We start from the raw sequence: 23,063 nt of genomic DNA, 5'->3' as shown, positions 1-23,063 counted from the left end.
CCATGACTAACCCAGTGCAATTGACTGACTTACGCCTAGATAACGTCCGCGCGGCGTATCAAACCGCAACCCTGACACCTCGGCAACTGGTCCTCGCCCTACGGGAAAAAGCGGCAGCGCTGAACCCGACTTATCACCTGTTTATCCACCTGCTGAGCATCGCAGAACTGGAACCCTACCTGACAGCGTTGGAAGGTCGCGATCTCAAGGACCTGCCGCTGTACGGGGTGCCGTTCGCGATCAAAGACAATATCGATTTGGCCGGTATCCCCACCACTGCGGCGTGCCCGGCATTTGCCTACACGCCCCAAACTTCGGCGACCATCGTCGAGCAGTTGCTTGCCCTCGGCGCGATCCCCTTGGGCAAGACCAACCTCGACCAATTCGCCACCGGATTGAACGGCAGCCGTTCCCCTTATGGCGCCTGTCCGAACAGCGTGCTGATGGATTACCCGTCAGGCGGTTCTAGCGCGGGGTCATCGCTGGCGGTGGCATTGGGCATCGCCAGCTTTGCCCTGGGCACTGACACCGCTGGCTCGGGCCGGGTGCCCGCTGCGCTGAACAACTTGCTGGGCCTGAAAGCCAGCAAAGGTTTGATCTCAACAGCCGGTGTCGTTCCGGCCTGCCGCACACTGGATTGCGTGAGCACGTTCACGGCCACCGCCCGTGAAGCCAGTCAATTACTCGGCCTGATTGCACGCCTTGATCCACGCGACGCCTACAGCCGCAGCAACCCGGCGTGGAACGATGCCTCAGCGTTTGGCGCCCCAAGATCGTTCAAGTTCGGCGTACCGCGTCAGCAGGATCTGGAGTTTTTTGGCTGCGCAGAAAGTCCGCAGCTGTTCCATGACGCCATCAACCATCTGATCGCGCTGGGCGGCGAAGCCGTGACCCTTGATCTGTCTCCGTTCCTCGAAGCCGCCAATTTGCTCTACGACGGCCCTTGGGTGGCCGAGCGCTACAGCGTCGCGGGGGAACTGATGGAAAACAATCCCGAAGCCGTATTGCCGGTCATCCGTGCGGTATTGGCCAAGGCGCCGGCCGTCGATGGCGTCCAAACATTCCGCGCGCAGTACCGACTGCAAGCACTCAAAGCACTGTGCGACAAAGCCCTTGAAGCACTCGACTGCGTACTGACCCCCTCTATTCCTCGCCCGGTCACCCGCGCCGAATTGGCCGCCGAACCGGTGCTGCGCAACTCGGAGTTGGGCTACTACACCCACTTCGTAAACCTGCTGGACTACGCCGCTGTCGCCGTGCCCAGCGGCTTCATGAGCAATGGCCTGCCGTGGGGCGTGACGTTGTTTGGCCGAGTCTTCACCGATCAATACTTGTTGAGCCTCGCCGACGCGTTGCAACGGCAGACCGGTGTGCACGTGATTGGCGATAACCCGCTAAACCTTGCCGAGCCTGGGACAACCGCACGAAACGACAAGGTACGGCTGGTGGTTTGCGGCGCGCACCTAGACGGCTTGGCGCTGAATGGGCAGCTTAAGCAGCGGGGAGGCCGCTTACTTGAAGTCACCCACAGTTCAACTGACTATAAACTGTATGCATTGGCGGGTGGCCCTCCGTTTCGGCCAGGAATGCTCCGTGTCGAGCAAGGCGGCGTGGCCATCGCGGTGGAAGTCTGGGAATTGCCGAGCAACGAATTGGGCTCGTTCCTTACCGGCATTACGGCGCCGTTGGGGATAGGGAAAGTGCAGTTGGAGGATGGGCGCTGGGAGACTGGATTCATCTGCGAACCCTATGGCCTGGAAGGCGCTACGGACATCAGCCCTTTAGGCGGGTGGAGGGCTTACCTGCTCGCTAAGGCAGGCGCTTAATCAGAAGTGATGGGCGACGGAGTGATTCCTTTGCCGCTCGTTACATAGATACCGATCAGGACGAAATTCTCGCGGCACAGTGAGGCTCCTTCCGTCCTGATCAACACCCACCATGAATGAACCTTGGAACCCAACCGTTGCACTTGCGGACCGTCTTCATGAGCGCGCAGACACTCTCCCATCATCCAGTGCTTTTTCGGTATCGCCGTTTTATGACCCGGTTTATACCGCCAGCGCTCATAAACAACCCTCGGAACAGGCACCTGATGCCGACCCTGCTAAAGCCCTGAACAACCAACGACTCGCCATGCTGAGAAAAACTCCCGCCGCCAAACTGCTGGTGGGTTCGGTGCTCAGCTTGAAAACCTGGAAAATGGACCTGGACGCACCTCCATCGCCTCTGGCTTACATCAGGCAACAACTGGTCCGGTTTTTAACGGCTAATGGTGCCGTCGACGGTATCGAACAGCCGCCCTCACCCGATGAGTTGTACATCCACTTTTCCACTGAAACTGCTCCTGACGTCCACGTCGATGGCGACGAGCAGTACGCGCTAACGCTTTCGTTGACTGAGGTGGCTATCGCATCGTTCGATCCCGCCCGTTTTCTTGCGCTGATCAAATGTGCCGAACCTGATCGTCCACTCTTCGGATCACTCACCATTGGCTTTCTGATCAAACTCATTCGTTCAGCACTGTGGGAGCATGATTACCACGTCCTGGTTGAACGCTTCTGGGCCCACCATGAAGCGACGTATTGCATCCTCGCCAGGCTCTCGTTTGTCGATGGCCTGTCCCGGCAGTACATCAAAAAGAAAATCACGCTGGAGGGCTACACCTTGGCGCTCGATGCTTTGGGTCTGGACCGGTTCCCCACCACACTGGAACTCCTTGAGCGCCCTATTAGCGGCGAGCGCGCAGCGATCAGCCTGCTTTCACTAAATGGGCAAATCGTCCCGGGGGTTTTTCAGCTGAAGTCTAAGGTCACGTCACACTGTTTTATTCACACCTTGGGCGACACGCCCACGACCGTTGAATACATCGACGACGGTCAGAACCTCGGCAGCTCAAAGCAGCTCGAAACCTTAAACGCCTGCGCCTGGCTAGCGCCCCTTCTTGATGGCGTACAGCTACAGGACGACACTCATCTCAGCACAAACCTTGTGAACGGCGATGTGTTTACAGCACTCACGGCAGCCCAAAAAACCTTCTTGCTGGAGGACCTTACTGCTCAACGCCTGGAAGCGTATTTGGGGTTAGACGGCAGGGACGATGTAGCGCTTTTCAAACCCATCGAGCGCGGCCTGGCGCTAGTCAGCGCTATCGATCTGTGGCAACAACCTGATGTGTCAAAGCGAATACCTCGCCCGAAAAAAGTTGCCCAGCGTCTGGTGCGCAACGCCCTTTTCAAAGGTCATCAGCTAGACCTCTCCCCCGACACCGTGTTCGTTCGCTACGTCCGTGGCACCTCAACCACGCCGTTAGGCAGCGCCCATGCACCGGTGAATTTTGTTCATGTGCCTAACGAAACCCCAATGAGCCTGACCACAGCGCTGCTCTGCAACTATCGAGTCGACCGACCCGTGGGTTATCTCGATAACGGTGGGCGCAGCGTGGTCTATTCGGACCCAACCGGGAAAGGTATTCAAGCTGAAAATACTGAAATGGCACTCTCACCGGATGCGATCGAACGCCTTATAAAAGGCATTGATTTTCTGCCTTCAATGTCGAAACGCTTCATAAGCTTTTGGGACAAACAGGCGGCTGCTATTGAACGCTCACTCACCGCGACCTTTATCGCGCAAGCGGTACTCGGCTTGAAGATGGGCCATGTATCCCGTGCCGGGTTTGACCTGCTCGTGGAGGCGCAAGAATACCCGTCACCCCGTGCCGCCTTTTCAGGCATCAACTGCACAGCCTTGGGCTTTTACCTACAACCGGCACTGACAGAGGGCGAGTATTGCCCGCAGTGCGCTGGTTTGCTGCTGTTCTCCAGATCCGAGCGGCCGCTGAGGGTGCTGTATCAAGCGGGTCAGACTCAAGCATTCGTCGAGTTCAACAGCCGTCAGGAACTCGATCAACACATCGAAAAGGCAGCCAGGGATGAACAGTGGCGAAGCACATTATTGAATTACGTCCCAGTGAACCAACACCAAAAGCTCATTCGTGTCCTTGATGTCTGGGCTGGCCAACAACGCGCTGAATCACCCGGCTTTTTGCTTCGTCCATGGACCGATGTGGTCTACACCAACCATCTGCATAAAGCGAAATCCAAAGCCTTTTGTGAGCAGACGTTAACGTCGTCGCCGTTCGTTTTTATGCGGGAAACCCTCGCGCGTAATCATCAGGCGGATGCAAACGACCGGATCGTGACGTCGAAGGAAGTCACGCTTCGTTACTGGACGCAACAACTCAACCATTTGCAGCTGCTGCTGGCCCCCCTTTCATTACTGGTAGTGCCGGCGAGGGTGGCTTCGGTATTGGCGCATACCGGCACGGTTTATCTGAACATCAAGACAGCCCATTTACCCGGACATCGGGACGCCGAAAAACGCCAGGCGGTGCTGAACGCGCTGTCGCTCGGGCTGTTTCAATTGGCGCCGTTTGCCCCTGGGTTGCTCCGATCCTTGAGCGCGCTCTTGCGGCCGGGAAAGTCCCTCAGAGCCGGAGCCGCCCCCACGTCATCGTCTTTACCAGGTTTTAGTTCATTGCTCAGGGGCTGCATCAATCCGCGAAAAACCACGCTCCAGGCATTTTTCAATACGACCCGCCTGATGAAAACCTGGACCGTCCCAGGAAGCAACGTCTTTGGTACCTCGGCGGTTCAAGTGTGGAAACTTGATCGCAAGTTTTTGCTGTGGACCTCAGACCAAGCGCAAGCCAGAACCTTGGTCGTCAGCACCCACGGCTACTACTTACCCTGGACGAAGACCACGCTGATCCCCAATGGCACCGAACTCAGAACCTACGCACCCCACGGTGCAGTGCTTGTCGATCCGACACTTCATCGCGTGGTAGGACAACAGGTCAGACCTTTTTCAGTGCTGGATGCAGCGGGCAACCGCCTCGCGTCGGACGCGATGCCGCCTTTTTCCGTCACCGATACTCTTCTGGCGGGGACTTCATTGCCCGGCAGAATCAAGAATTACAGCCTGGCGAAATTTCAGGGCAGCGACGGCGAGAGTTATCAGGACATCAGCCATGTGGTGCGCAATTCCAATCAGTCCGCTTGGCGTGGCGGGCATTTGCCTGCGGTGCCGATGGATGTGCTGACGGTTAGAAATCGCTTGGGCATGACTCCACCGGCATTGCAGGACTTGTTCAATAACCTGTCGGAGCACGGCATTCATTACGACCGGATTTTGCTGCTGCACTGTCGTTGCTCCGCCATCAGCGCGGCGATGCGCCAGTCACCGGTTTATACCGCTCCCATGAACAGCGCCCCGCCCAGTCCTGGCCCGTGAAACCCGGTAGCGCCATAGGGTGGCGACACGCTAGCATGCGGTCCCCTAGTGGATTTTGCTCACCAACGGATTTGTCATGTCTCTTTACTGCGCATTCAATTCACAACGCTCATTGGTTCTGACGTTGGTAATCCTATTGGGGGGCGGTTTTCTTGCCACATCGTTGCTGAGTTACTACGCGTCGCGGGCGACGATTCGCGACGGCATCGTCAATACCGAGTTGCCCCTGACCTCCGACACGGTGTATTCGGAAATCCAGAAAGACTTGGTAAGACCGGTCCTGATTTCCTCGATGATGGCGCGCGACACGTTTATGCGCGATTGGGTGGTGGCGGGCGAACACGACCCTGGGCAAATGACCCGCTACCTCAAAGAAGTCATGGACCACTACGGCGCTTACACCGCTTTTTTCATTTCCAACTCCAGCCTCAAGTATTACCAGGCCAAAGGCGTACTCAAACAAATCGATGCCAAAGAGCCGCGTGACGTCTGGTATTACCGAGTGCGCGATATGGTCGCGCCCTATGAAATCAACGTTGATCCGGACATGGCCAATAAGGACAACCTGACGTTTTTCATCAATTACAAAGTGTTCGACTACAACGACAACTTTATTGGTGCGACCGGGGTTGGCCTGACCGTCGACGCCGTTACCAAGCTGATTGACCGCTATCAGCAGCGATACCAGCGCAGCGTGTACTTCGTCGACACGTTCGGCAGGATCGTCCTCACCGGCGCGGACGGTGGCCCACAGGGCGCGACTATCGGTCAGCTGCTCAGCAACTTGCCGGGCTTGAGTGACCTGAAGGGCAAACTGCCAAAACCACAAAGCGGCAGTTATGAGTACGAGGCTCAGGGCCAAGACCACTTTCTCAATGTACGTTTCATCCCTGAGCTGAACTGGTACCTGTACGTCGACAAACAGGAAGACGGCGCGATGAGCGATATTCGCCAATCGCTGTACCTGAACCTGTTTATTTGCCTGATGGTCACGGCGGTGGTGATGCTGCTCCTGCGCCGGGTGATCCGGCGTTTTCAGCACAAAATCGAAGTTCAAGCCACCCTCGATAGCCTCACCGGACTGCCCAACCGGCGCGGTTTCGACCTGTTGGCGCTCAAGGCAATGCAAGAAGCACAACGGGAAACCAAACCACTGGCGGCCTTGCTGCTGGACCTCGATCACTTCAAAAGCCTCAATGACAACCACGGACATTTGGCCGGTGATGATGTGCTTGTCGGCTTCGCGAGTGACTTGAGAAGCTGCCTGCGTCGTTCCGATATCATTTGTCGCTGGGGCGGCGAAGAGTTCATCATCCTGCTCAAAGAAACCGACAGCGACCACGCACAGTCAGTCGCGGAAAAGATCCGCACACTGGCCGAGCAGCATCGCTACACCTTTTTCGGGACGCCGTTGCGAGTCACCGTCAGCCTCGGCCTGACCCAATGGCAATCCAACGACACCCTGCACAGCCTGATCGCTCGGGCCGACCGCGCGCTGTATCGCGCCAAGCAAGCCGGGCGAAATCAGGTATGCATAGAAACGGCGCTCCCAAATGCTGAATGAACCCGACCCAATCGACAGCTCGACCTGCCCGGTCTGCGGCCTTAGCAACAGTTGCACCCTGGCCGACCCGCGCACGGCCGCGCAGCCGTGCTGGTGTTTTTCAGTGGACATTGACCCGGCGTTATTCGAAGCACTGCCGCTTAATACACGTAACCAAGCCTGCTTATGCCCCCGCTGCGCACGCGCCGAAATCGACGTCACGTCGAAATCTGACCACTGAGTCACCATGCGTCTGGATCGATTCCTCAGTAACCTGCCGCGCTTCAGTCGCAAAGACGTGCGCTTTGCACTGGTTGGCAAGCGGATCAAAGTCGACGGGCAAATCGTCAGCGATCCTCTTCACGAGGTGCGCGAATTCAGCCGTGTGGAGTGCGATGACGAGGTGCTACAAGCCGGTACGCCCGCCCGATACTTCATGCTGCACAAACCACCGGGGTGTGTCAGCGCCACGATCGATCCACAGCATCGCACCGTGCTTGACCTGCTTGATGAGCCCGACAAACACGAGCTGCACATTGCCGGACGGTTGGACTTCAACACCACCGGCCTGATGCTGATCACCAATGATGGCGTGTGGTCCCGACGCCTCACCCAACCGCACACCAGAATCGCAAAAATCTACTACGTCGAAACCGAACACGAGATCACTGCGCACTACGTGAAAAAGTTCGCTGAAGGCTTTTATTTCGCCTTCGAAAACCTCACCACTCAGCCCGCAGAATTGACGCTACTAACCCCGCACAGCGCACGCTTGAGCATCGTCGAAGGCCGCTATCACCAGGTCAAACGCATGTTTGGCCACTTCGATAACAAAGTGCTGCGCCTGCATCGCGAGTCCATGGGTCCACTGCACCTCGACCCCGAGTTGGCACCCGGTGAGTACCGCCCCCTTTTTGACGCGGAAATTCTGGCGATTTGAACTCAGCCTACCGTTCAGCAGAAGTTGTCGAACAATGTACCAACGGCACTTGCGAGGTGCCGTTGAGCCTGCTTGAATCCAACCGTCAGTCCGCATGTGACTGATCAGTCACAAACAACTTCTAAGAAACTTTTGCCGAGATGAGAACCTCTGGTTCCGCCCCGACAGACAGCCCGCCAATAACAATACCTGTCGACCAGATCCTGTCGGATCGACATGGGCCCCCATTTTCCAGGCGTATGCCTACCTGTCACGAAGCTCGTGCAATCTCGTTTGCGCGCATACCTGTTCTACGCCAGGAGTAAGTCGTCATGAGCCCAGAAATCGCTGTGCTTGATCTACAAGGTCAGTTCCGGGTCTACACGGAGTTTTACCGCGCAGACGCCGCAGAAAAGACCATTATTCTGGTCAACGGCTCGATGGCCACCACTGCGTCTTTTGCCCAAACCGCCCGTAACCTTTACCCGCAATTCAACGTGGTGCTGTACGACCAACCCTACGCGGGCAAATCCAAAGCCCACAACCTGCATCGCAAACCGCTGACTAAAGAGCTGGAAGGTCAGATCTTGCTTGAACTGATCGACCACTTTGCCGCAGAGCACGTGCTGTCGTTCTCGTGGGGCGGTGCAGCCACCTTGGTCGCCCTCTCCCATCGGCCACGGCGGATCGAGAAAGCTGTCATCAGTTCGTTCTCCCCCGTGGTCAACGACCACATGCGCGACTATCTCGAACGCTGCGTCATGCACCTAGGCGCGTTTGATCGGCACGAAGTCGGCCACTTGGTGAACAACACCATCGGCAAGCACCTGCCGTCATTGTTCAAACGTTTCAACTACCGGCACGTCAGCTCGCTTGATATCCATGAGTACGTGCAGATGCATTTTCACATCAGCGAAGTGCTGAGCATTGATCAACTGTGCTACCTCAACGCAGCACAAAACATCGACGTACCGGTGCTATTCCTTAATGGCGAGTGGGACGAATACACTGCGGCAGAAGACTCCAGGCTCTTCGGCGAGCACGTCGCCAATTGCCAGTTCACCACCCTGCAAAGCACCGGGCACTTCCTCGACATGGAACACAAAACCGCCTGCAGCGATTCGCAAAAGGCCCTGTTGAGTTTCCTGAAACCAGAAGCCGCTCCCAAGCGGTCGCGGTACCACCACGTACAGAACCAATATGCGTTTGCACTGTGAAACGAAAGCGTCATTCCCTGCGGGAATTGCCTGATCTAGTTTGCAGGTAATTTCTGCAGGGAATGTTTTTGCCAGAAGCCGGATGGGCGGGAACTGGTGCAAGTCAGACGATGTGGATTTGCTTGAAATGCACCATTCAAGAAATTAGCGCTTCTGTTCACAGGCGACATCTGGTACAAAGTCAGCCGCGAAAAGCGGGTGTCGTATAATGGCATTACTCCAGCTTCCCAAGCTGATAACGAGGGTTCTTATTGGACAGCCCGCTTTGGTGAGTAAAGACGTTTGGTAATGCGGGTATAGTTTAGTGGCAAAACGAAAGCTTCCCAAGCTTTAGTTGAGGGTTCGATTCCCTCTACCCGCTCCACCCCCTCCCGCCTCAAAGCCCCGTATTACCCGCCTTCCAAAGCTGCTCGAACTACAGAAATTACATTCGTCTTCGCCTTGGATTCCGACGCCCCGGTGAACTATTTCGACTCGCAGATTCATCTGCGACCACTGACCACTATGGTGAGTAAAGGAGCGAGAACACCAGACCGAAGTCAAGCCTCCACCAGCGTAATGCCATGCGCTCCCCCTTCCCGAAAAATCCTATAGAAAACCATAACCGACCCTTCGCTGTTTACCCACATATTGAACCGGTGCAATGATGGCACCTACCCCCGCCATCATTTAATTTCTAACCCATTCATTAAAGGGTTTCTTTTTCAGATAGGTAAGCAGCAGCCATCTTGCCGACCCGAAACCAGTTTGCTTTGAAGGACGTCTGGACGATTGTGATCTACAGATCCACCAAGCCCCACGCGGGCCATTCCAAGACTTGAAGGCACACACATCACAGGGAGGTTAGAGGGAATTCATGGATAACCATCTCGCATCATTGCTCAGGCCGCCCATACCCCATCAAACGGACGAGAAGTGCTTCGAGCAACTAGTAAGCTCGTTGCTCGTGGATGGGTACGCCTTTGCCAAAGAATGGCACCCCAAATTATCAACCCACGAGATCGCAAGCCATATCGGCACCGTTGTAGACCCAAAGAATGCAGCACCAGACCACGGAATTTCCACTGTACAGAAGCTAAAGCCCCGAACAGCCAGCGACCTCGACCTCCATACCTACAGTGGAGTGTTTGGCTTGAACGATTTTCCTCTCCACACTGACTATGCCCACTGGGAATCACCACCCCGCTTTCTAATGCTCCGCTGTTTGAAAGGCAATCCACTAGTAAGCACCTATCTTCTCTCAGTCCCAGACATCCTTGACCGTCTGGATGGCTGTGCAGAGAGAGCTATAGTGGTTCCACGAAAAACACATCTTGATCAATTAATATGTCCCATGCCGATCTGCTTTCAAAAAAATAAAAAAAGTGGCTTTCGCTGGGACTTCTTGTTTCTCAAACCGCTAAACCAAGCTGCAATCAACGTTGGAGAGAGCATTAAGTTGGCTCAAACGAATCTAAGTAAGAAAATTTGCCTGAGTAATCCAGGAGACACTCTGATTATCGACAACTGGAAAATGCTGCATGGAAGGTCTGCGGTTCCAACAAGCGCGACTCATCGGGAACTGGAGCGCGTTTACATTTCTGAAATATGGGGGCGATTATGAACACATCCGTGGAGAGTTCGCCTTGGGCCAAGGATGCTCTACTAAGCAAAAGCCAGCTCTATGCAGACGAGATGAATCGCTTTTCGCCTGACGATTGGCAATTTGGGCTCTTCTCTTCGCTGGGCTTGGAGTTTCTCGCCCGCGCAGCCTTGTCGAATATCTCGCCCGTCCTGCTCGCCGATCAGCAAAATTGGCGCAATGTAATGTTCGCATTGGGCAAGGGGGCAACAAGCAAACAGTTTTCCGCCGTTTCGATCGGCACGAAAGAGGTACTTGGGAGACTGACAGAGCTCCTCCCATCTTTCACTGCCGAAATTGGTGGATTCTGCGCCAAGCATGTTGAACGAAGAAATATCGAACTACACACGGGCGAGGCAGTATTTCTTAATGCTTCAACGTCTGAATGGCTTCCTCGCTACTATCGAGCCTGTGCAGTCCTACTGGCGTCAATGGGCAGGCCGTTAAGTAGCCTCATACCTGAAGCCAAGAAAGCGGAGGAGATGATCGAGTCGTTGGAAGACGCGTCCGCCAAAGCCGTGGATCAGGACATCAAAGCCCATGCGAAAGTTTGGAGCAACAAGACTGATCACGAGAGACAGGTTTCAATATCTCAAGCCGACGCTTGGGCCACAAGGCAGTCCGGGCACCGCTCTCAGTGCCCTGCTTGCAAGTCAACGGCGCTGCTACAGGGCACGCCCATAGGAACAGTTGCAACAACGATTGGGGATGACGAGGTAACGCAACGCCAAGGAATACTTCCCTCATCATTCGAATGTGTCGCGTGCCTCCTGAAAATCTCTGGTTATTCAAAGCTCTCTGCCTGCGGCCTCGGAAATGTCTTTACTGAGACCTCAACTTACTCCGCCGCCGAGTTCTTCGATCTTTATACCGAAGATGAACTGGAAGACGCGAAACGTGAGGCCCGTGATTACGAGATAGACAACAACGAGTAACCAGCCGCGCGGCGCACCCCGCCATGCTTGAGCATGGCGGAGTGCGTTAGATTCCAGCGAACCAAGCAGAAGCCGTGCTCCAGCCTATGGGAGCTGGCCTTGGCGCCGAAAACAAGCGTTCAGGCAAGGCATAGTTCCCAAGCATTTCGAGCGGGCACAGAACGACGTTTTGCGATTGCAAAAAAGTAATGTAGAATCCGGCACGAATTTATATATCATTACGAATCGACTGTCAATATATGCCTAAATCGTTTTTCCAAAAGAATTTCGCAGCCGCCCAGGCTTTTCGCTTCCTAAGCGCTCCGCTCCTCCCAAACCCCGCAAACAGCCGCCCCCTTCTTTGGCCTGAGAAACCCACCGCTGCACCTGCCAACGTTCGGAAGCCTTCAGTAATCACCCATCTGGAGACAGAGACACTATCGACTCCAAAAAGGAAATTCATAGACGCAGACATTGGTGGGGTCAAGTGATGAAGAACGTACGCCTGATCAACCGGGGGATTCCACGCCTTTACGAGGCCGATACAGGTAGACCCATAGAGGCATTCAACGCTTATTCGGATCTGCTGTTCAACGATCTGTACCACTCAAACGGCGCAAGCACTCCCAGGATCTACTGTCCCGATGTTGCTGAGTTCTTTGACTACGGGTACGAAACCGGGATTTTAGGTGCCAATTGCCTAAGCCCTGAGGCAGCAGATGCGACGATGCGCCAATACCATAACTATCTGACTGAGGGTACGCAGAGCAAAAACTTCGTAATCAGAAGAGCAGCCATTGCTCTGAATCACCGCGCGGTGAGTGCTGCCTTCGGAGCCCGCAAGGTGGCAGCCGTTAACCACTTTCTGCATAACGGCACAAGAGTGTCTCAGGACACTACATCACACCGGAGCATCCTCGCTGGAGAGCGACCTCTTCCGATCTTGACGCCATCAGTTATCACACCCAAGCTAAGGGGCCGAGCGGAAAGAAGCAGGATTTTTGAACAGACGCTTCAATATGGCGCTCCCAGAACGGACTTCGCTTTCGCCAGAGGTGGGATCCCTGGCCCAAAGGTAAAACGTATCAACGCAAAGCGGGACTTTCCGACCTGCCATATCCTGAGCTTACTACGCAACGCACCCTCGTCATTTTATCGCTGCCTGTGGGCACTACAGGCTGGAGGAGGACTTAGGATTTCCGAGGCTTTTCTGATCCAGAGGAACAATATTCACACCACAAACAAGACTATTCGCATCGAAGATCCGAATAACCGCCGCGACCCCTCAAAGAAAAATGACGGTTCCAGGATCGCCTATAAAGGGCGCCAAACTGCTTCAATCATTATGTTTGAGCCCTATAAAAGCATATTTTTTGAAGCACTCGAACAGTACGAAACAGAACGCCCTAGTTCATCTAGCGATTATCTGTTTGTATCGGAGAAACGAGAGTCGTACGGCGAAGCGATTGTTCAATCAGGACTTTTTAACACGATAACCAAAACCTATAACGCAGAGCTTAAGACCGCTCAAAAGGCAGCGGGCCTAGTCAATACATGCCAAAAGGTTTTCACCTCTCACAGCCTTCGCCATTTTTACGGCAACTGGGCAAGAAACTGCGTCCACATTCCCGGACGCAATCGTATCGGGCTTGAACTTTCAGAGATTCAACTCTTAATGGGTCACAAGGACATTAAATCAACTGAACGCTATGCTCAGTTGGACGAAGTAAATGTCGCAGTTGAAATAGCCGCTGCCAATCAATTGGTTCATGGCTGGAGTTCATCTTACAGCGCCGACCTAGTAAGAGCGCAAACCTACGCACGGCTTGCAGATGAGCTATTAGCGAGGGCTGCCTGATGATAAACACATCAGGTCTAATCGCCTGGACAGATAAGGGGACTACCCATCGAGCAATCGAAATCCTAAAAGATCTCGAACGCACCAGTGCAATAAATGCAAAATACAGTGGTAAAGCTGTAGACGAAGTTACGAGTCGCCAATTACGTTCACGAATATCACTGTGCATCTTGATGCAAAAAACGAACGTAGAGCAATTCATTAAGGCGACTTTTGACACTCTGTATACTATCACTACAACCTCAAAAACAGACACACAATACCTGAAGCAGCTCTACGAAAAAGTGACTGGCGCCCCTCCTGCTTATTTGGAAGATGTTGAAGGACTTCGATCCCCACTTCGAGCAATGTTTGCCATTCTGTGGTCGGAGGGTGCCCTGACCCTACCCCATACCTTCAGCTTAGACGGCGCATGGCAGAAATTTCCAGAGCTAAAAGAAACTAGTCAAGGCTTCATTCATTCCCTGACGGCAAACTCTCCATCGCTATTCAAATCCGCCCGCGCTTTTCAGTATCGAACCACTTGGCATACGGTAGCAGATATTTCATTTTCTGACCTATGGAAAGCGGCGCCTAAGGTAATAGATATTCAAAAAGAATTGAGAGATTCCGGCACCATAAAAAGCCTAGATTTCTCCTACCTTGCTTTTATAAATGTAGTTTCAGTCGTATATCCTGACACTGTGTCTCCAGACCAGTACTTCCACCTGGAAAAATACCACCAGTACCTTCAACAGAAACCAAGGGTGTCAACCGCTCTTGAAAACCAACAAAGCTATGAGGCCTTCAGGGAGATGTGGGGCGTGAATTCTGAGTCATGGGAAAACATGACTCCCAAGGAACGTGAGCACCTCCGCTACGAAAAGAGAACCCATCACCTACATGTATCCTATCAATTGGCAAAGCAACAAGCAGACGCCGAGGCACGGAAAGCCTTCATTGCCGATGCACAACAAAATTCCACTCCCGAAGAACTAGCAACCATTATAAGAAAGTCTGTTATCCGCAAAGCAAAAGGGTTTACATGGTTAGTTAATGGTGCATATCCTGGACTAGAGAATGTCAATTTAGATTATCTTTCCACCCACTGGAAAGCAGCCATTGAGCTTCTGAGCAAACATCTGGACAAAAAGAAAATATTTGGCCGAACCAGAAATACGTACTACAGCGAAGTGGCCCTGCTTATGGACTACATTTTTTGCTACCTACCTATTTGGAAGCAACAAAACAAAAAGAGCCTCATTGAGATACCTCGTCTACTCACGGACTTCTATCGAACAATATTCTGGAACGATGACTACGTAAATGACGAAGATATTTACGCTTATGACGAAAAAGACACCTTAAGCGAAGATAATCTGCACACACTCAAAAATAAAAATCTGCCGCTAACAGCGATCAAATTCTATTTACTATGTTTCAGCCGAAAGACAGCAGCATCATTTGTCTCAACCATACATCTACTATTTGAATTATCGGCCGCACAAGGCACAGATATTTACATCGGTGACGAAGCGCTTAACGATGGAACACTTGTCAATCCTATATTTCCCAGACTCGACTCACCTGGCAGCGGCGGACGGACGAAAACTGACAAAGTTGTTCTTCCTCTGGCGTCTGTTCCAGTTGCGAAAGAGTACATGCTCGCAATCGACAACATCGGGACAATGATACGAACAAAAATATTGGACGGAGAAATATCCGCTGACCTTCAAAATAAAATCAGGTTAGATGATTGGATTGATCTGAAAGAGGTAGGTGTAGCTTATTCTATCAAGTTAATTAATCCGAGCACGCGAGCAATCGTCCACGAGATACCCCTCCAAAAAATTGCAAACGTTTACCATTGGCATCATAGCCGTTACAGCAGCGGCTTATCTTGGGTGCCATGGCTATCTGCGACCAGAATGCTCACTATCGCTATGTACGGCGGACTGCGCTTGCAAAACTGCCAGTGGCTTGACATAAGAACATTCGACCGGTTTTATCACCCTGGAAAAACCGTGCTAGGGTATACAACGTTATACGTAAATACAGACAAAAATGGTGATAGCAGACCAATCTCGTTGCCGACAGAGGTGTTTGATTGTTTACTGGATGAGCGCAAATTCCAACATTCCTGGACTCGACGCCCAGTGGGCCCAGTTCATTATGAAAACAATCCTGACGATGATAAATATGGGGCCATTTACCCGCTATTCAGAAGTCCATTTAGCAAGAACGGCTTACCATTCTCGGACAATGCTTATGCCTCTATGTGGGTTAAAGTCCTAAATGGTATTGAGTCTGTGTACAACTCGATTGTGCCTGACGAAAGGAGACACAGTTTTACAACAGTTAACGCTAAAGGAGCATCAATAGCAGTCCATACGCCCCATTCCCTGCGCGCCACCTGGATCACTTACATGAGCATTTACGGGCATCTTCCGCATGCGATATTGGGGCACCAAGTGGCACATGCCAATCCAAAAACTAGTGTCTATTATACGGCACCCACTCTTCAACAGATAGAGGAGCATGTTCGCGCAGCAGAGGCCAAGGCACAGCAAGCAAGTTACGATTCTCTCTGGAGTGTACAACTTTCACCAACAGCGCAAAACGGTTTGATGGCGTCCTGGCAGGCCGACGCTTCCGAAGCCGCAAAAGCCTATGGACTTGTGAGTCTAAGTTCCCCCGTAATAGAAACGCAGCAGACAGGACTGAGCTTATTAAAAATAAAAGATGTAACAGATATCGGTTGGTATCCAATCTGCGCGTGTATGGTCAATGGTAAGTGCCCGAAGGAATTGTTGAAATTTACCACCTGTGCCAAAACTTGTGGAATGTGCCCTCATGCGGTATTTGGCGTAAGTCATTTGCCTGCCATTAACGCGAAGATGCGCGCGCTCATCGATGAGTGTGAAGCGCTGCAGGAGCAGGTTTCTGCAATTTCAGCGGCTCAACCGGCTTCGCAAACCACACAAGACCTTCACCACCTATTGACTGTATCTAAGCTTGAACTAGCAGGATTTGAGCAAGTTCGTCAGATCCTGAATAAACACATGGAAAGTGAAAATTACCGAATCAAATACATCTCTCGTCACGGAGGTTTTATTAACCATAGTTTAGAATTTGATGATCAAGATCCCGTGCAGCGGTTTCTTGCGAATATTATCGACGGTCGAGAATTTCCAGCTTTTGCAGCTAAAAACTATCTGATCCGCCTAAAAAAGATTGCCTCACAACCACACCTGCTGTCCATTGCCCTATCAAGTCCTGAAAAAAAGGAAATAATTGCAAATCAAATCATTTTTATGCTCGACAACACGGGTATCACAATTCCTGAACTTGCTCAGCGCATGCAAGAGCCAGGATTTATCAGTATTGGTCTCGAAGCATGATTAAAGCTAACGCCAATCTTGAAAAGTCTCAGGCCAGCCAGCTCGGCGCCACTCTCAAGCGCATGGACGAAACTCTTTCTGAGTGGGTTTCAATCAAGAGAACTTTCAGTTCTGTTTCGAAGTTGGCCACAGTCCTCGCCGACACCCTGGGTTACGACAGGTCTCTTTTTCTGGCCAAACCCCACCCTAAAAAACCATTGAACCATGGAAAGCATCGTCTGCTAATCAACAAGTATGCTGGGCAATTAATTCCCGGCATGCCCAAAGTCACTTATGAAGTCTTGGAAAGGCAGCTCAAGGAGAATCAACGTCAACTTTCCATGATTGAAGATGCTTACAAAGCCGGTCTCAGGAGAACGAGCATAGGTCAATCCGAAACCAGCTCAAACGGCCCTCAAGCCAGTTTCTTTTATGAGTTTGAGCAAACTTGTCTAGTGCTCCAGAAAATCTTACAGCACCCCAACACAGGCCTAGAGATCATTGAAGGAGAACTTTATGACGCAGCACCTATCGTTGGTGACATCGTCCTCATCAGCCAAGCACAGTCCTGCAAGCCCTTCCTCGACTGGCAGTCAGGAAAGGGAAACCTTGCTCGCAAGCTTCTCAGCGCTGACAACGCGGAGTGACGACGCCATGAAGCTAAAAAAGTGGGCAATCCAGTTTCTTTCTACAGGTAATACCTTGGTAATGCGAGCCGGCAACTTGCAGTTGTCTTGGGTTGCGAGCGAAAGCGGCATTGATCGCCAGAAGTTTTACGTTGGGCGCGGCCCAAAAGACCTTCAAGAGCTTATAGCGGCGCTGTCGGAATATGCGAAGTCTGGCTCATCTTCTTCTATTGGCCCCACTCGGAAATCCGATAACGATGTTTCCGCGCTTCGGGTGGCCTTGGCGGCCCAGCACCAGAAGTCACGCGAACTCAAAGCAGAGGTGAACCGGCTGAAACTCATGCATGACCTGACTCACTCTGGTAAGCCCTTGGTATATTGATGAAACAGTACCTAGCGTTAAATGTGCTCCATCGGCTGGATCGACGTACAGTTTTCTCTATGAGGGATGTTAGCCGGAATCGACTGGAACGGATCATGATCGACACAGATGAGATCGCCTCCCCTGTCCTGCCTGGCCTCGTCTACGAAGTTAAGCTCAGCTATCGCACCGGGCGTCCGCAGCTCGTCTATTCGCGACCTGTAAGCCATACTCCCGATAGCATTCGTATGGCAGTTGATAGGGGCTTTATTGGAGCAAAGCACCATCTACCGAGAGCGATCAAAAAGCTGATCCGTCAGAGAGCCAATGTCGTATCAGATTGGCTCAATCTCCCAGATGCCACCCATCACCATGCTCCGATCAACGAGCCTTACGCATCGCTGCTATGGCTTGAAGTTTCCAGCAGACGGCAAAACCAGAAAATCCTGACAGAGCTGATTAGAAATGGCTTGAATCAGCAGCAAGCTGAACTGTATCTGCAGTGCTATGGCGTAGACGCTTCCTCGCGTTTGGCAGCCCTGCCCCAGACCGCATTGCCATTCGTAAAGGATCAAGCAACGGTGTTGAGGCTTCAGGCGAGCGAATTTGCTGAAAGAACCACCAGCCCGCTTGAGCTTTTGCTTTGGCTACAAGACCAAGGGGATCGGGGGCTCACTTTGTGTGATCGTATTGAAATCCCGCCAAGGCTACGCGATGCGTTGAACATTTGCATAGAGAACCAATGGGTGAGGGCCGATGAAAAGAACGTTCAGTTGACCTCGCACGCCATGCTGCAGTCACGGCTCAGGGAAAAGCTTGAAAGCCTAACTGCCAATTTCTTTCCGACCTACAGCGATCTAGAGATAGAGTTTGCGTATTCACGGCTCGCAGGGCTTTCAGGATGGGGAACAATGGATTTTTACTCCCTGCTCCCCCAGTTGGTGAATCAACGAATCGTGATGGTGAGCTATAGCTCAATGGCCGAGCTTGCAGAGCTCATCGAACAATATTCAGCTTTAGTTCAGACCGTTCACTGGAATCCCCCGCAGATTGCGGCCTATTCAGAGCAGAGGGCTTGCGCACTAGCCAAATGGCTACCGTATGAGGAGATAGCCCCTTTCTACCAGACCGTACCCCACCACCGAGGCCACACGGGACAAAGCCGAATCGTAATCGACTTTGACCAGTTCACACTCAGCGATCTAGTCGTCCTGCTCGAACAGGTCGGAAAAGAAGATCAACTGATTCTCATCTGCCACCATGCGGCAGAACCTTGTGCCCTAAGCCGTAGATTCCACTTGGAGCAGCTCCGACAATATTTCCACACCGTAACTCTCGACCGAAGCCCGGGATTACCTGAGGTTCCTCCGGCAGCAGGTGATGCTCAAATCGATGAAGCGATTGGCCATGGGTATACGATCATCTCGGATGATATCGAAGTTGTTGAACAGATTAACTCACGTCGAAAATTTGCTGGCCCACTGAAATTGGTCACTCCCGATGGCGACTACTCAAAGCATCAACCAGTGCTGTTCCAGCCTAGAGGCGCTCGGAGTTTTGACTCTTTCATTGGTATAATTATCTCTACGTCAGACAGAGGCTTAATGGTCAACGTTGCTGGAAATGTCAGGCAACTGACGAAAGAGTTTGTCAGTGTCTGTCATACATCAAAGGCGTACGCAATCGACGTCTTTGATGCCGCACGAGTCGGTATAAATCGCGGCGTTCTTCTCACAAGCCACCACCATGGCGTAGCGGAGTATTTGCGCGAAACTGGCACAGAGATAGTGCGGCATTATGCTCTGCCTGCCCCATCCAGTAACGCCAAAACCCCTTCAGGTCAGCGCATCACCCCGCTCGTTGAGGGGCAATACTAAAGCGTGCCCTAGGGCAGTTCTCACGAGCCAGCAATCATTCTCACCCAGGCCTTGCTGGTCTTACTTTTGGCCGCAAAAATTCATGGCACATATGCAGGCGTCAGGGCCGCAGCGAAGAACGTGGTCAAACAGCTGCCTCGCAGCCATCGCGACCTCATCTACCTAGTCATCGACAGCAAGCAGCCACTCGAAATGGTCAAGCAGATTGCGCTGAATCTCGACGCCTGATCCTCTTGGCTGGCCGTCACAATCGGGTGATGCCTGATGCCAGCGGGCATTCACAACCCCGGCTCAACCTTGGAGCGATCAATAAGCCGGACAACCGAACCTCCGATAGCGCTAGGGAAACTCTGAAAAAGGTTTTCAAATCTGGTGAAATGTCCCCCATCACATGAGCCGAGCGGTTGCCCCCCCATGAAGCAAATTTCTTTCGCCGATGCCGAGTACGCCGGTAAACGTAAGCGAACCCGCCGTGAGATTTTCCTGAGCGAGATGGACAAGGTCGTCCCCTGGAAGGGGTTGATCGCTTTGATCGAGCCGCATTATCCAAAAGGCGAAGGGGGCCGCCCGGCGTATCCCTTGATGGCCATGTTGCGTGTGCACCTGATGCAGAACTGGTTCGGCTATAGCGATCCAGCAATGGAAGAGTCTCTTTATGAGACCACGATTCTGCGCCAGTTCGCGGGGTTGAATCTGGAACGCATTCCCGACGAAACCACGATTCTCAACTTCCGTCGCCTGCTGGAGAAAAACCATCTTGCCGGGGGAATCCTGGAGGTCATTAATGGCTACCTGGGAGACCGAGGTTTGATGCTTCGTCAGGGCACAATTGTTGATGCCACGATCATTCATGCGCCGACGTCGACCAAGAATAAAGAGGGTAAACGCGACCCCGAAATGCATCAGACCAAGAAAGGTAATCAATATTTTTTCGGGATGAAAGCGCACATCGGAGTAGACGCTGATACGGGTCTGACGCACAGCGTGGTGGGCACGGCAGCCAATGTCGCGGACGTCACTCAAGTCGATCAGTTGCTGCACGGCGAAGAGACCCATCTCTGTGGCGACGCGGGCTACACCGGCGTAGAAAAGCGGCTTGAACATGAGGGGCGCGAGATGATCTGGTCGATCTCCGCCAGGCCCAGCAGCCGCCGCAAACATGGAGAAAAAAGCGTCATTGGCCGTGCGTTGCGCAAGATTGAATACGCCAAATCGCAAACTCGGGCCAAGGTTGAGCACCCGTTTCGGGTGATCAAGCGCCAGTTTGGTTACACCAAGGTGCGGTTTCGCGGGTTGGTAAAGAACACGGCGCAGTTGGTGACACTGTTTGCACTGTCGAATCTGTGGATGGCGCGCCGACATTTGATGGAGCCTATAGGACAGGTGCGTCCGCAGTATGGAAATTAAGGGTTAATAAGTGCTTAAAACCGGCTTATTCATCAATAAAAGCCGATATTTTCGAAATTTCAGTGAAGTACTTTCTTTCGGAGCGCTTGACGCCCGATTTGCCAGAAAAAGAAGGTCTTATTTCAGACCTTCCCTAGGTATGCCTTCAACGTGCGGGGTGACCACTAAAGCATTCAAGTTGGGTGGCACCGAAGCAGGGAGCCCAATTACGTTAGTGAGACCGGGCATCCTACGCCCGGATCAACCTCGGACAACGGAGCAAAGACGTATGACCCCGGTAAAGGGTATAGACCCTCGCATCACCACACCTGAAATGCAGACTGCATATAGCTACATCAATCGACTGGGCACACTCGGGGGCAAGATTCTCGGGCTTCTGTGGGCATTCGCGACCGTGAAAGTCACACCATTGGTGGCAGTGGCCGTGGGTCTCGCCTGCCTGGCCCATATCCTTTTCATTGGTCGAGATTACCGTCGGCAATACCCGCAGATCGCCAAGGCTTTCACCGGGCGTTATCGCGTGCGCCTCGTGATGAGCGCCTGGCCAATGCTGGTGGTCATCGTGATCGTATCGGGGTTGCTGTCAAAAGGCCTCAGCTGGCAGCAGATCGGCGAGTACAAGGAACACGTGCTTGCCCTGGCGGCTTTTCCACTGTTCACCATGTTTAAACAATGGTGGAACGGTCAATAAGCGCATTGCTGACTGTTCTGGGCTGACATGACGTGGATAGGCCAGGACAAACTCGCAGGCAGGCTCAAAGCTGCTTTGCAGCAAGGTCGAACATGGATCGTTCGGCCTCCCCCGACCGCCCCTTTCACAAGCCCTGTCACTCCAAATGCCTCACCTGAGAGCCTTGCCCTAGAGCCTCCCCTCTGTACACTAGCCCCTTCCCACACATCCCGTGGTGGCTCACCGGCAGGTACAAATCTAAAGACAGCCTGCCGAATTTTTGAAATCAAAATTCCGCTCAGGCAGCGACGAACAAGGAATTCATATGGGCATCAAAATGGGTTATGCCCTTGATCAGAACGGGGCTAAATGGGACGCGCAGACTTACCAAAAGGGTCAAGGCGCTGAGCCGCTCAAATGCGAGCACTGTGGTGTCAACGTCACCCACAACCCTCCTTATCCCAAAGAAATTTACGACAAACCCGTTTTGGTCAGCGGGTATTTTCGGCTTTACCCCAAGCGCCCTCACGCTGCTGGCTGCCGTTTCGGGATCGACAATGAAGTCGTCGAGATCGCCAAAACGTCTGACGGACTCATCGAGAGCCTGCGCAACAATCGCTACCGGATGCGCCTGGTTATGATCAAAGAGGCCTTGGAACAAGCCTCGACTTCCAGAAACAATGGCGGCAGCGAGAACCGCGCAGGTACTGGAAAAACCTACCCATCAAACCCTGGTCGGCTGCCGGCTTATATCAATTCCGCCAAGAGAGCTCTGAAGCTGCGTGCAGCGTGTACTGACGATCAGGAGCTGCAGGTGCATTTGGAGTTGGTATTCGAAGGCAACGTGAACGTCGCCTGGAGCCAGTTCTATTTCGAAGCTGAACGCCACATGGAAGCCTTCCATGCAGTCTCGCAAAACACTGTTCAGCATCCGATTGCGATTCAGGGACGGGCCAAGGAAGTGAAGTACGCAATCCATGGCGTTGAATCCAAAAACGTCATCAATCTTCTCATGAACAGATTCCGTCCCGATCCGGAAGATCCTGCCAATGGCATTGGCCTGGAGGTAAGCATCTGGGCAAGCGATGCGTCCTGGTTCAAGGGTATCGAGAAGGATGACGAGATTCTCGTTCTCGGGATGTGGCGGTCGAACATCAAAGCCCCTTCGCCTGCCACGCATGGAGGACGTTATAAGACTTTCACCACGCGTCGGCTGACTCTGACACTCGTTCTGAAAACTCAGGTCAGCAAGGTTTGATGAGACAGGGGTGATCGATACAGCCGCGATAGACTACGTCGCATCGATTGCGATGATTGAATCGAAAGCACTTGCACCGAGGTCGGCGCCGCTTGGACTCTATAGATTACAGCTGAACGCGCGATCGAGCTGAAAGTCATCCTT

The 23,063-nt window shown here is 52.8% G+C and carries 17 protein-coding genes and 1 tRNA gene; all 18 read left to right on the top strand.

The features are described 5' to 3' along the window. Positions 1–2 precede the first annotated feature (2 nt). The 18 genes from atzF to RHM59_RS22365 all read left to right on the top strand — a co-directional run bounded on the left by atzF (position 3) and on the right by RHM59_RS22365 (position 22,919). A complete protein-coding gene (atzF, locus tag RHM59_RS22450; RefSeq protein WP_322285463.1) occupies positions 3–1,826 on the top strand; it encodes an allophanate hydrolase in 1,824 nt (607 codons plus the stop codon). 112 nt (positions 1,827–1,938) lie between these two features. Further along, entirely contained in the window at positions 1,939–5,289 is a 3,351-nt protein-coding gene (locus RHM59_RS22445) for a dermonecrotic toxin domain-containing protein (protein WP_322285462.1), read from the top strand. Between the two features lie 76 nt (positions 5,290–5,365). Continuing rightward, positions 5,366–6,853, top strand: a complete 1,488-nt coding sequence (locus RHM59_RS22440) for a sensor domain-containing diguanylate cyclase (protein WP_322285461.1) — start codon at positions 5,366–5,368, stop codon at positions 6,851–6,853. Continuing rightward, positions 6,843–7,073, top strand: a complete 231-nt coding sequence (locus tag RHM59_RS22435; RefSeq protein WP_322185070.1) for a cysteine-rich CWC family protein — start codon at positions 6,843–6,845, stop codon at positions 7,071–7,073. The genes RHM59_RS22440 and RHM59_RS22435 overlap by 11 nt, the downstream gene beginning before the upstream one ends. Positions 7,074–7,079: 6 nt before the next feature. Beyond that, positions 7,080–7,772, top strand: a complete 693-nt coding sequence (locus RHM59_RS22430) for a pseudouridine synthase (protein WP_322165897.1) — start codon at positions 7,080–7,082, stop codon at positions 7,770–7,772. Between the two features lie 311 nt (positions 7,773–8,083). Beyond that, positions 8,084–8,968 carry an alpha/beta hydrolase gene (locus RHM59_RS22425; RefSeq protein ID WP_322285460.1) on the top strand — a complete coding sequence of 295 codons (885 nt, stop codon included), beginning with the start codon at positions 8,084–8,086 and terminating at the stop codon, positions 8,966–8,968. 290 nt (positions 8,969–9,258) lie between these two features. Continuing rightward, positions 9,259–9,332 (top strand) — tRNA-Gly (locus tag RHM59_RS22420). 492 nt (positions 9,333–9,824) lie between these two features. After that, a complete protein-coding gene (locus tag RHM59_RS22415; protein WP_322285459.1) occupies positions 9,825–10,571 on the top strand; it encodes a hypothetical protein in 747 nt (248 codons plus the stop codon). Further along, the gene (locus RHM59_RS22410; RefSeq protein WP_322285458.1) at positions 10,568–11,524 is read left to right on the top strand and encodes a hypothetical protein; all 957 of its coding nucleotides are present in this window, start codon (positions 10,568–10,570) and stop codon (positions 11,522–11,524) included. Before RHM59_RS22415 ends, RHM59_RS22410 begins: the two co-directional genes overlap by 4 nt. A 469-nt stretch (positions 11,525–11,993) precedes the next feature. Continuing rightward, positions 11,994–13,361: a site-specific integrase gene (locus RHM59_RS22405; protein WP_322285457.1), complete on the top strand. Its 1,368-nt coding sequence runs from the start codon at positions 11,994–11,996 to the stop codon at positions 13,359–13,361. After that, positions 13,361–16,741: a hypothetical protein gene (locus RHM59_RS22400; protein ID WP_322285456.1), complete on the top strand. Its 3,381-nt coding sequence runs from the start codon at positions 13,361–13,363 to the stop codon at positions 16,739–16,741. The genes RHM59_RS22405 and RHM59_RS22400 overlap by 1 nt, the downstream gene beginning before the upstream one ends. Beyond that, positions 16,738–17,367, top strand: a complete 630-nt coding sequence (locus RHM59_RS22395) for a hypothetical protein (RefSeq protein ID WP_322285455.1) — start codon at positions 16,738–16,740, stop codon at positions 17,365–17,367. Before RHM59_RS22400 ends, RHM59_RS22395 begins: the two co-directional genes overlap by 4 nt. A 7-nt stretch (positions 17,368–17,374) precedes the next feature. After that, positions 17,375–17,728: a hypothetical protein gene (locus tag RHM59_RS22390; RefSeq protein ID WP_322285454.1), complete on the top strand. Its 354-nt coding sequence runs from the start codon at positions 17,375–17,377 to the stop codon at positions 17,726–17,728. 95 nt (positions 17,729–17,823) lie between these two features. Beyond that, positions 17,824–19,584 carry a hypothetical protein gene (locus RHM59_RS22385; protein ID WP_322285453.1) on the top strand — a complete coding sequence of 587 codons (1,761 nt, stop codon included), beginning with the start codon at positions 17,824–17,826 and terminating at the stop codon, positions 19,582–19,584. A 33-nt stretch (positions 19,585–19,617) separates the two neighbouring features. Next, on the top strand, positions 19,618–19,812 hold the full coding sequence (locus RHM59_RS22380; protein ID WP_322286743.1) for a hypothetical protein: 195 nt from the start codon (positions 19,618–19,620) through the stop codon (positions 19,810–19,812). A gap of 186 nt (positions 19,813–19,998) precedes the next feature. Continuing rightward, positions 19,999–20,991 (top strand): IS5 family transposase, encoded by a 993-nt coding sequence (locus RHM59_RS22375; protein WP_322165339.1) that lies wholly within the window; start codon positions 19,999–20,001, stop codon positions 20,989–20,991. Between the two features lie 268 nt (positions 20,992–21,259). Continuing rightward, entirely contained in the window at positions 21,260–21,682 is a 423-nt protein-coding gene (locus tag RHM59_RS22370; protein WP_322285452.1) for a hypothetical protein, read from the top strand. Positions 21,683–21,986: 304 nt separating this feature from the next. Next, the gene (locus tag RHM59_RS22365) at positions 21,987–22,919 is read left to right on the top strand and encodes a hypothetical protein (protein ID WP_322285451.1); all 933 of its coding nucleotides are present in this window, start codon (positions 21,987–21,989) and stop codon (positions 22,917–22,919) included. Positions 22,920–23,063: the final 144 nt, after the last annotated feature.

Origin of the sequence: Pseudomonas sp. MH10 (assembly GCF_034353045.1) — a bacterium.
Taxonomy (GTDB): domain Bacteria; phylum Pseudomonadota; class Gammaproteobacteria; order Pseudomonadales; family Pseudomonadaceae; genus Aquipseudomonas.
This window is presented reverse-complemented; position numbering and strand designations above follow the sequence as displayed.

What these genes read in the sequence shown, in the direction of transcription:
- atzF (WP_322285463.1), top strand. Translation starts at nt 3, where the DNA reads ATGACTAACCCAGTGCAATTGACTGACTTACGCCTAGATAACGTCCGC.
- RHM59_RS22445 (WP_322285462.1), top strand. Translation starts at nt 1,939, where the DNA reads ATGAATGAACCTTGGAACCCAACCGTTGCACTTGCGGACCGTCTTCAT.
- RHM59_RS22440 (WP_322285461.1), top strand. Translation starts at nt 5,366, where the DNA reads ATGTCTCTTTACTGCGCATTCAATTCACAACGCTCATTGGTTCTGACG.
- RHM59_RS22435 (WP_322185070.1), top strand. Translation starts at nt 6,843, where the DNA reads ATGCTGAATGAACCCGACCCAATCGACAGCTCGACCTGCCCGGTCTGC.
- RHM59_RS22430 (WP_322165897.1), top strand. Translation starts at nt 7,080, where the DNA reads ATGCGTCTGGATCGATTCCTCAGTAACCTGCCGCGCTTCAGTCGCAAA.
- RHM59_RS22425 (WP_322285460.1), top strand. Translation starts at nt 8,084, where the DNA reads ATGAGCCCAGAAATCGCTGTGCTTGATCTACAAGGTCAGTTCCGGGTC.
- RHM59_RS22415 (WP_322285459.1), top strand. Translation starts at nt 9,825, where the DNA reads ATGGATAACCATCTCGCATCATTGCTCAGGCCGCCCATACCCCATCAA.
- RHM59_RS22410 (WP_322285458.1), top strand. Translation starts at nt 10,568, where the DNA reads ATGAACACATCCGTGGAGAGTTCGCCTTGGGCCAAGGATGCTCTACTA.
- RHM59_RS22405 (WP_322285457.1), top strand. Translation starts at nt 11,994, where the DNA reads ATGAAGAACGTACGCCTGATCAACCGGGGGATTCCACGCCTTTACGAG.
- RHM59_RS22400 (WP_322285456.1), top strand. Translation starts at nt 13,361, where the DNA reads ATGATAAACACATCAGGTCTAATCGCCTGGACAGATAAGGGGACTACC.
- RHM59_RS22395 (WP_322285455.1), top strand. Translation starts at nt 16,738, where the DNA reads ATGATTAAAGCTAACGCCAATCTTGAAAAGTCTCAGGCCAGCCAGCTC.
- RHM59_RS22390 (WP_322285454.1), top strand. Translation starts at nt 17,375, where the DNA reads ATGAAGCTAAAAAAGTGGGCAATCCAGTTTCTTTCTACAGGTAATACC.
- RHM59_RS22385 (WP_322285453.1), top strand. Translation starts at nt 17,824, where the DNA reads ATGATCGACACAGATGAGATCGCCTCCCCTGTCCTGCCTGGCCTCGTC.
- RHM59_RS22375 (WP_322165339.1), top strand. Translation starts at nt 19,999, where the DNA reads ATGAAGCAAATTTCTTTCGCCGATGCCGAGTACGCCGGTAAACGTAAG.
- RHM59_RS22370 (WP_322285452.1), top strand. Translation starts at nt 21,260, where the DNA reads ATGACCCCGGTAAAGGGTATAGACCCTCGCATCACCACACCTGAAATG.
- RHM59_RS22365 (WP_322285451.1), top strand. Translation starts at nt 21,987, where the DNA reads ATGGGCATCAAAATGGGTTATGCCCTTGATCAGAACGGGGCTAAATGG.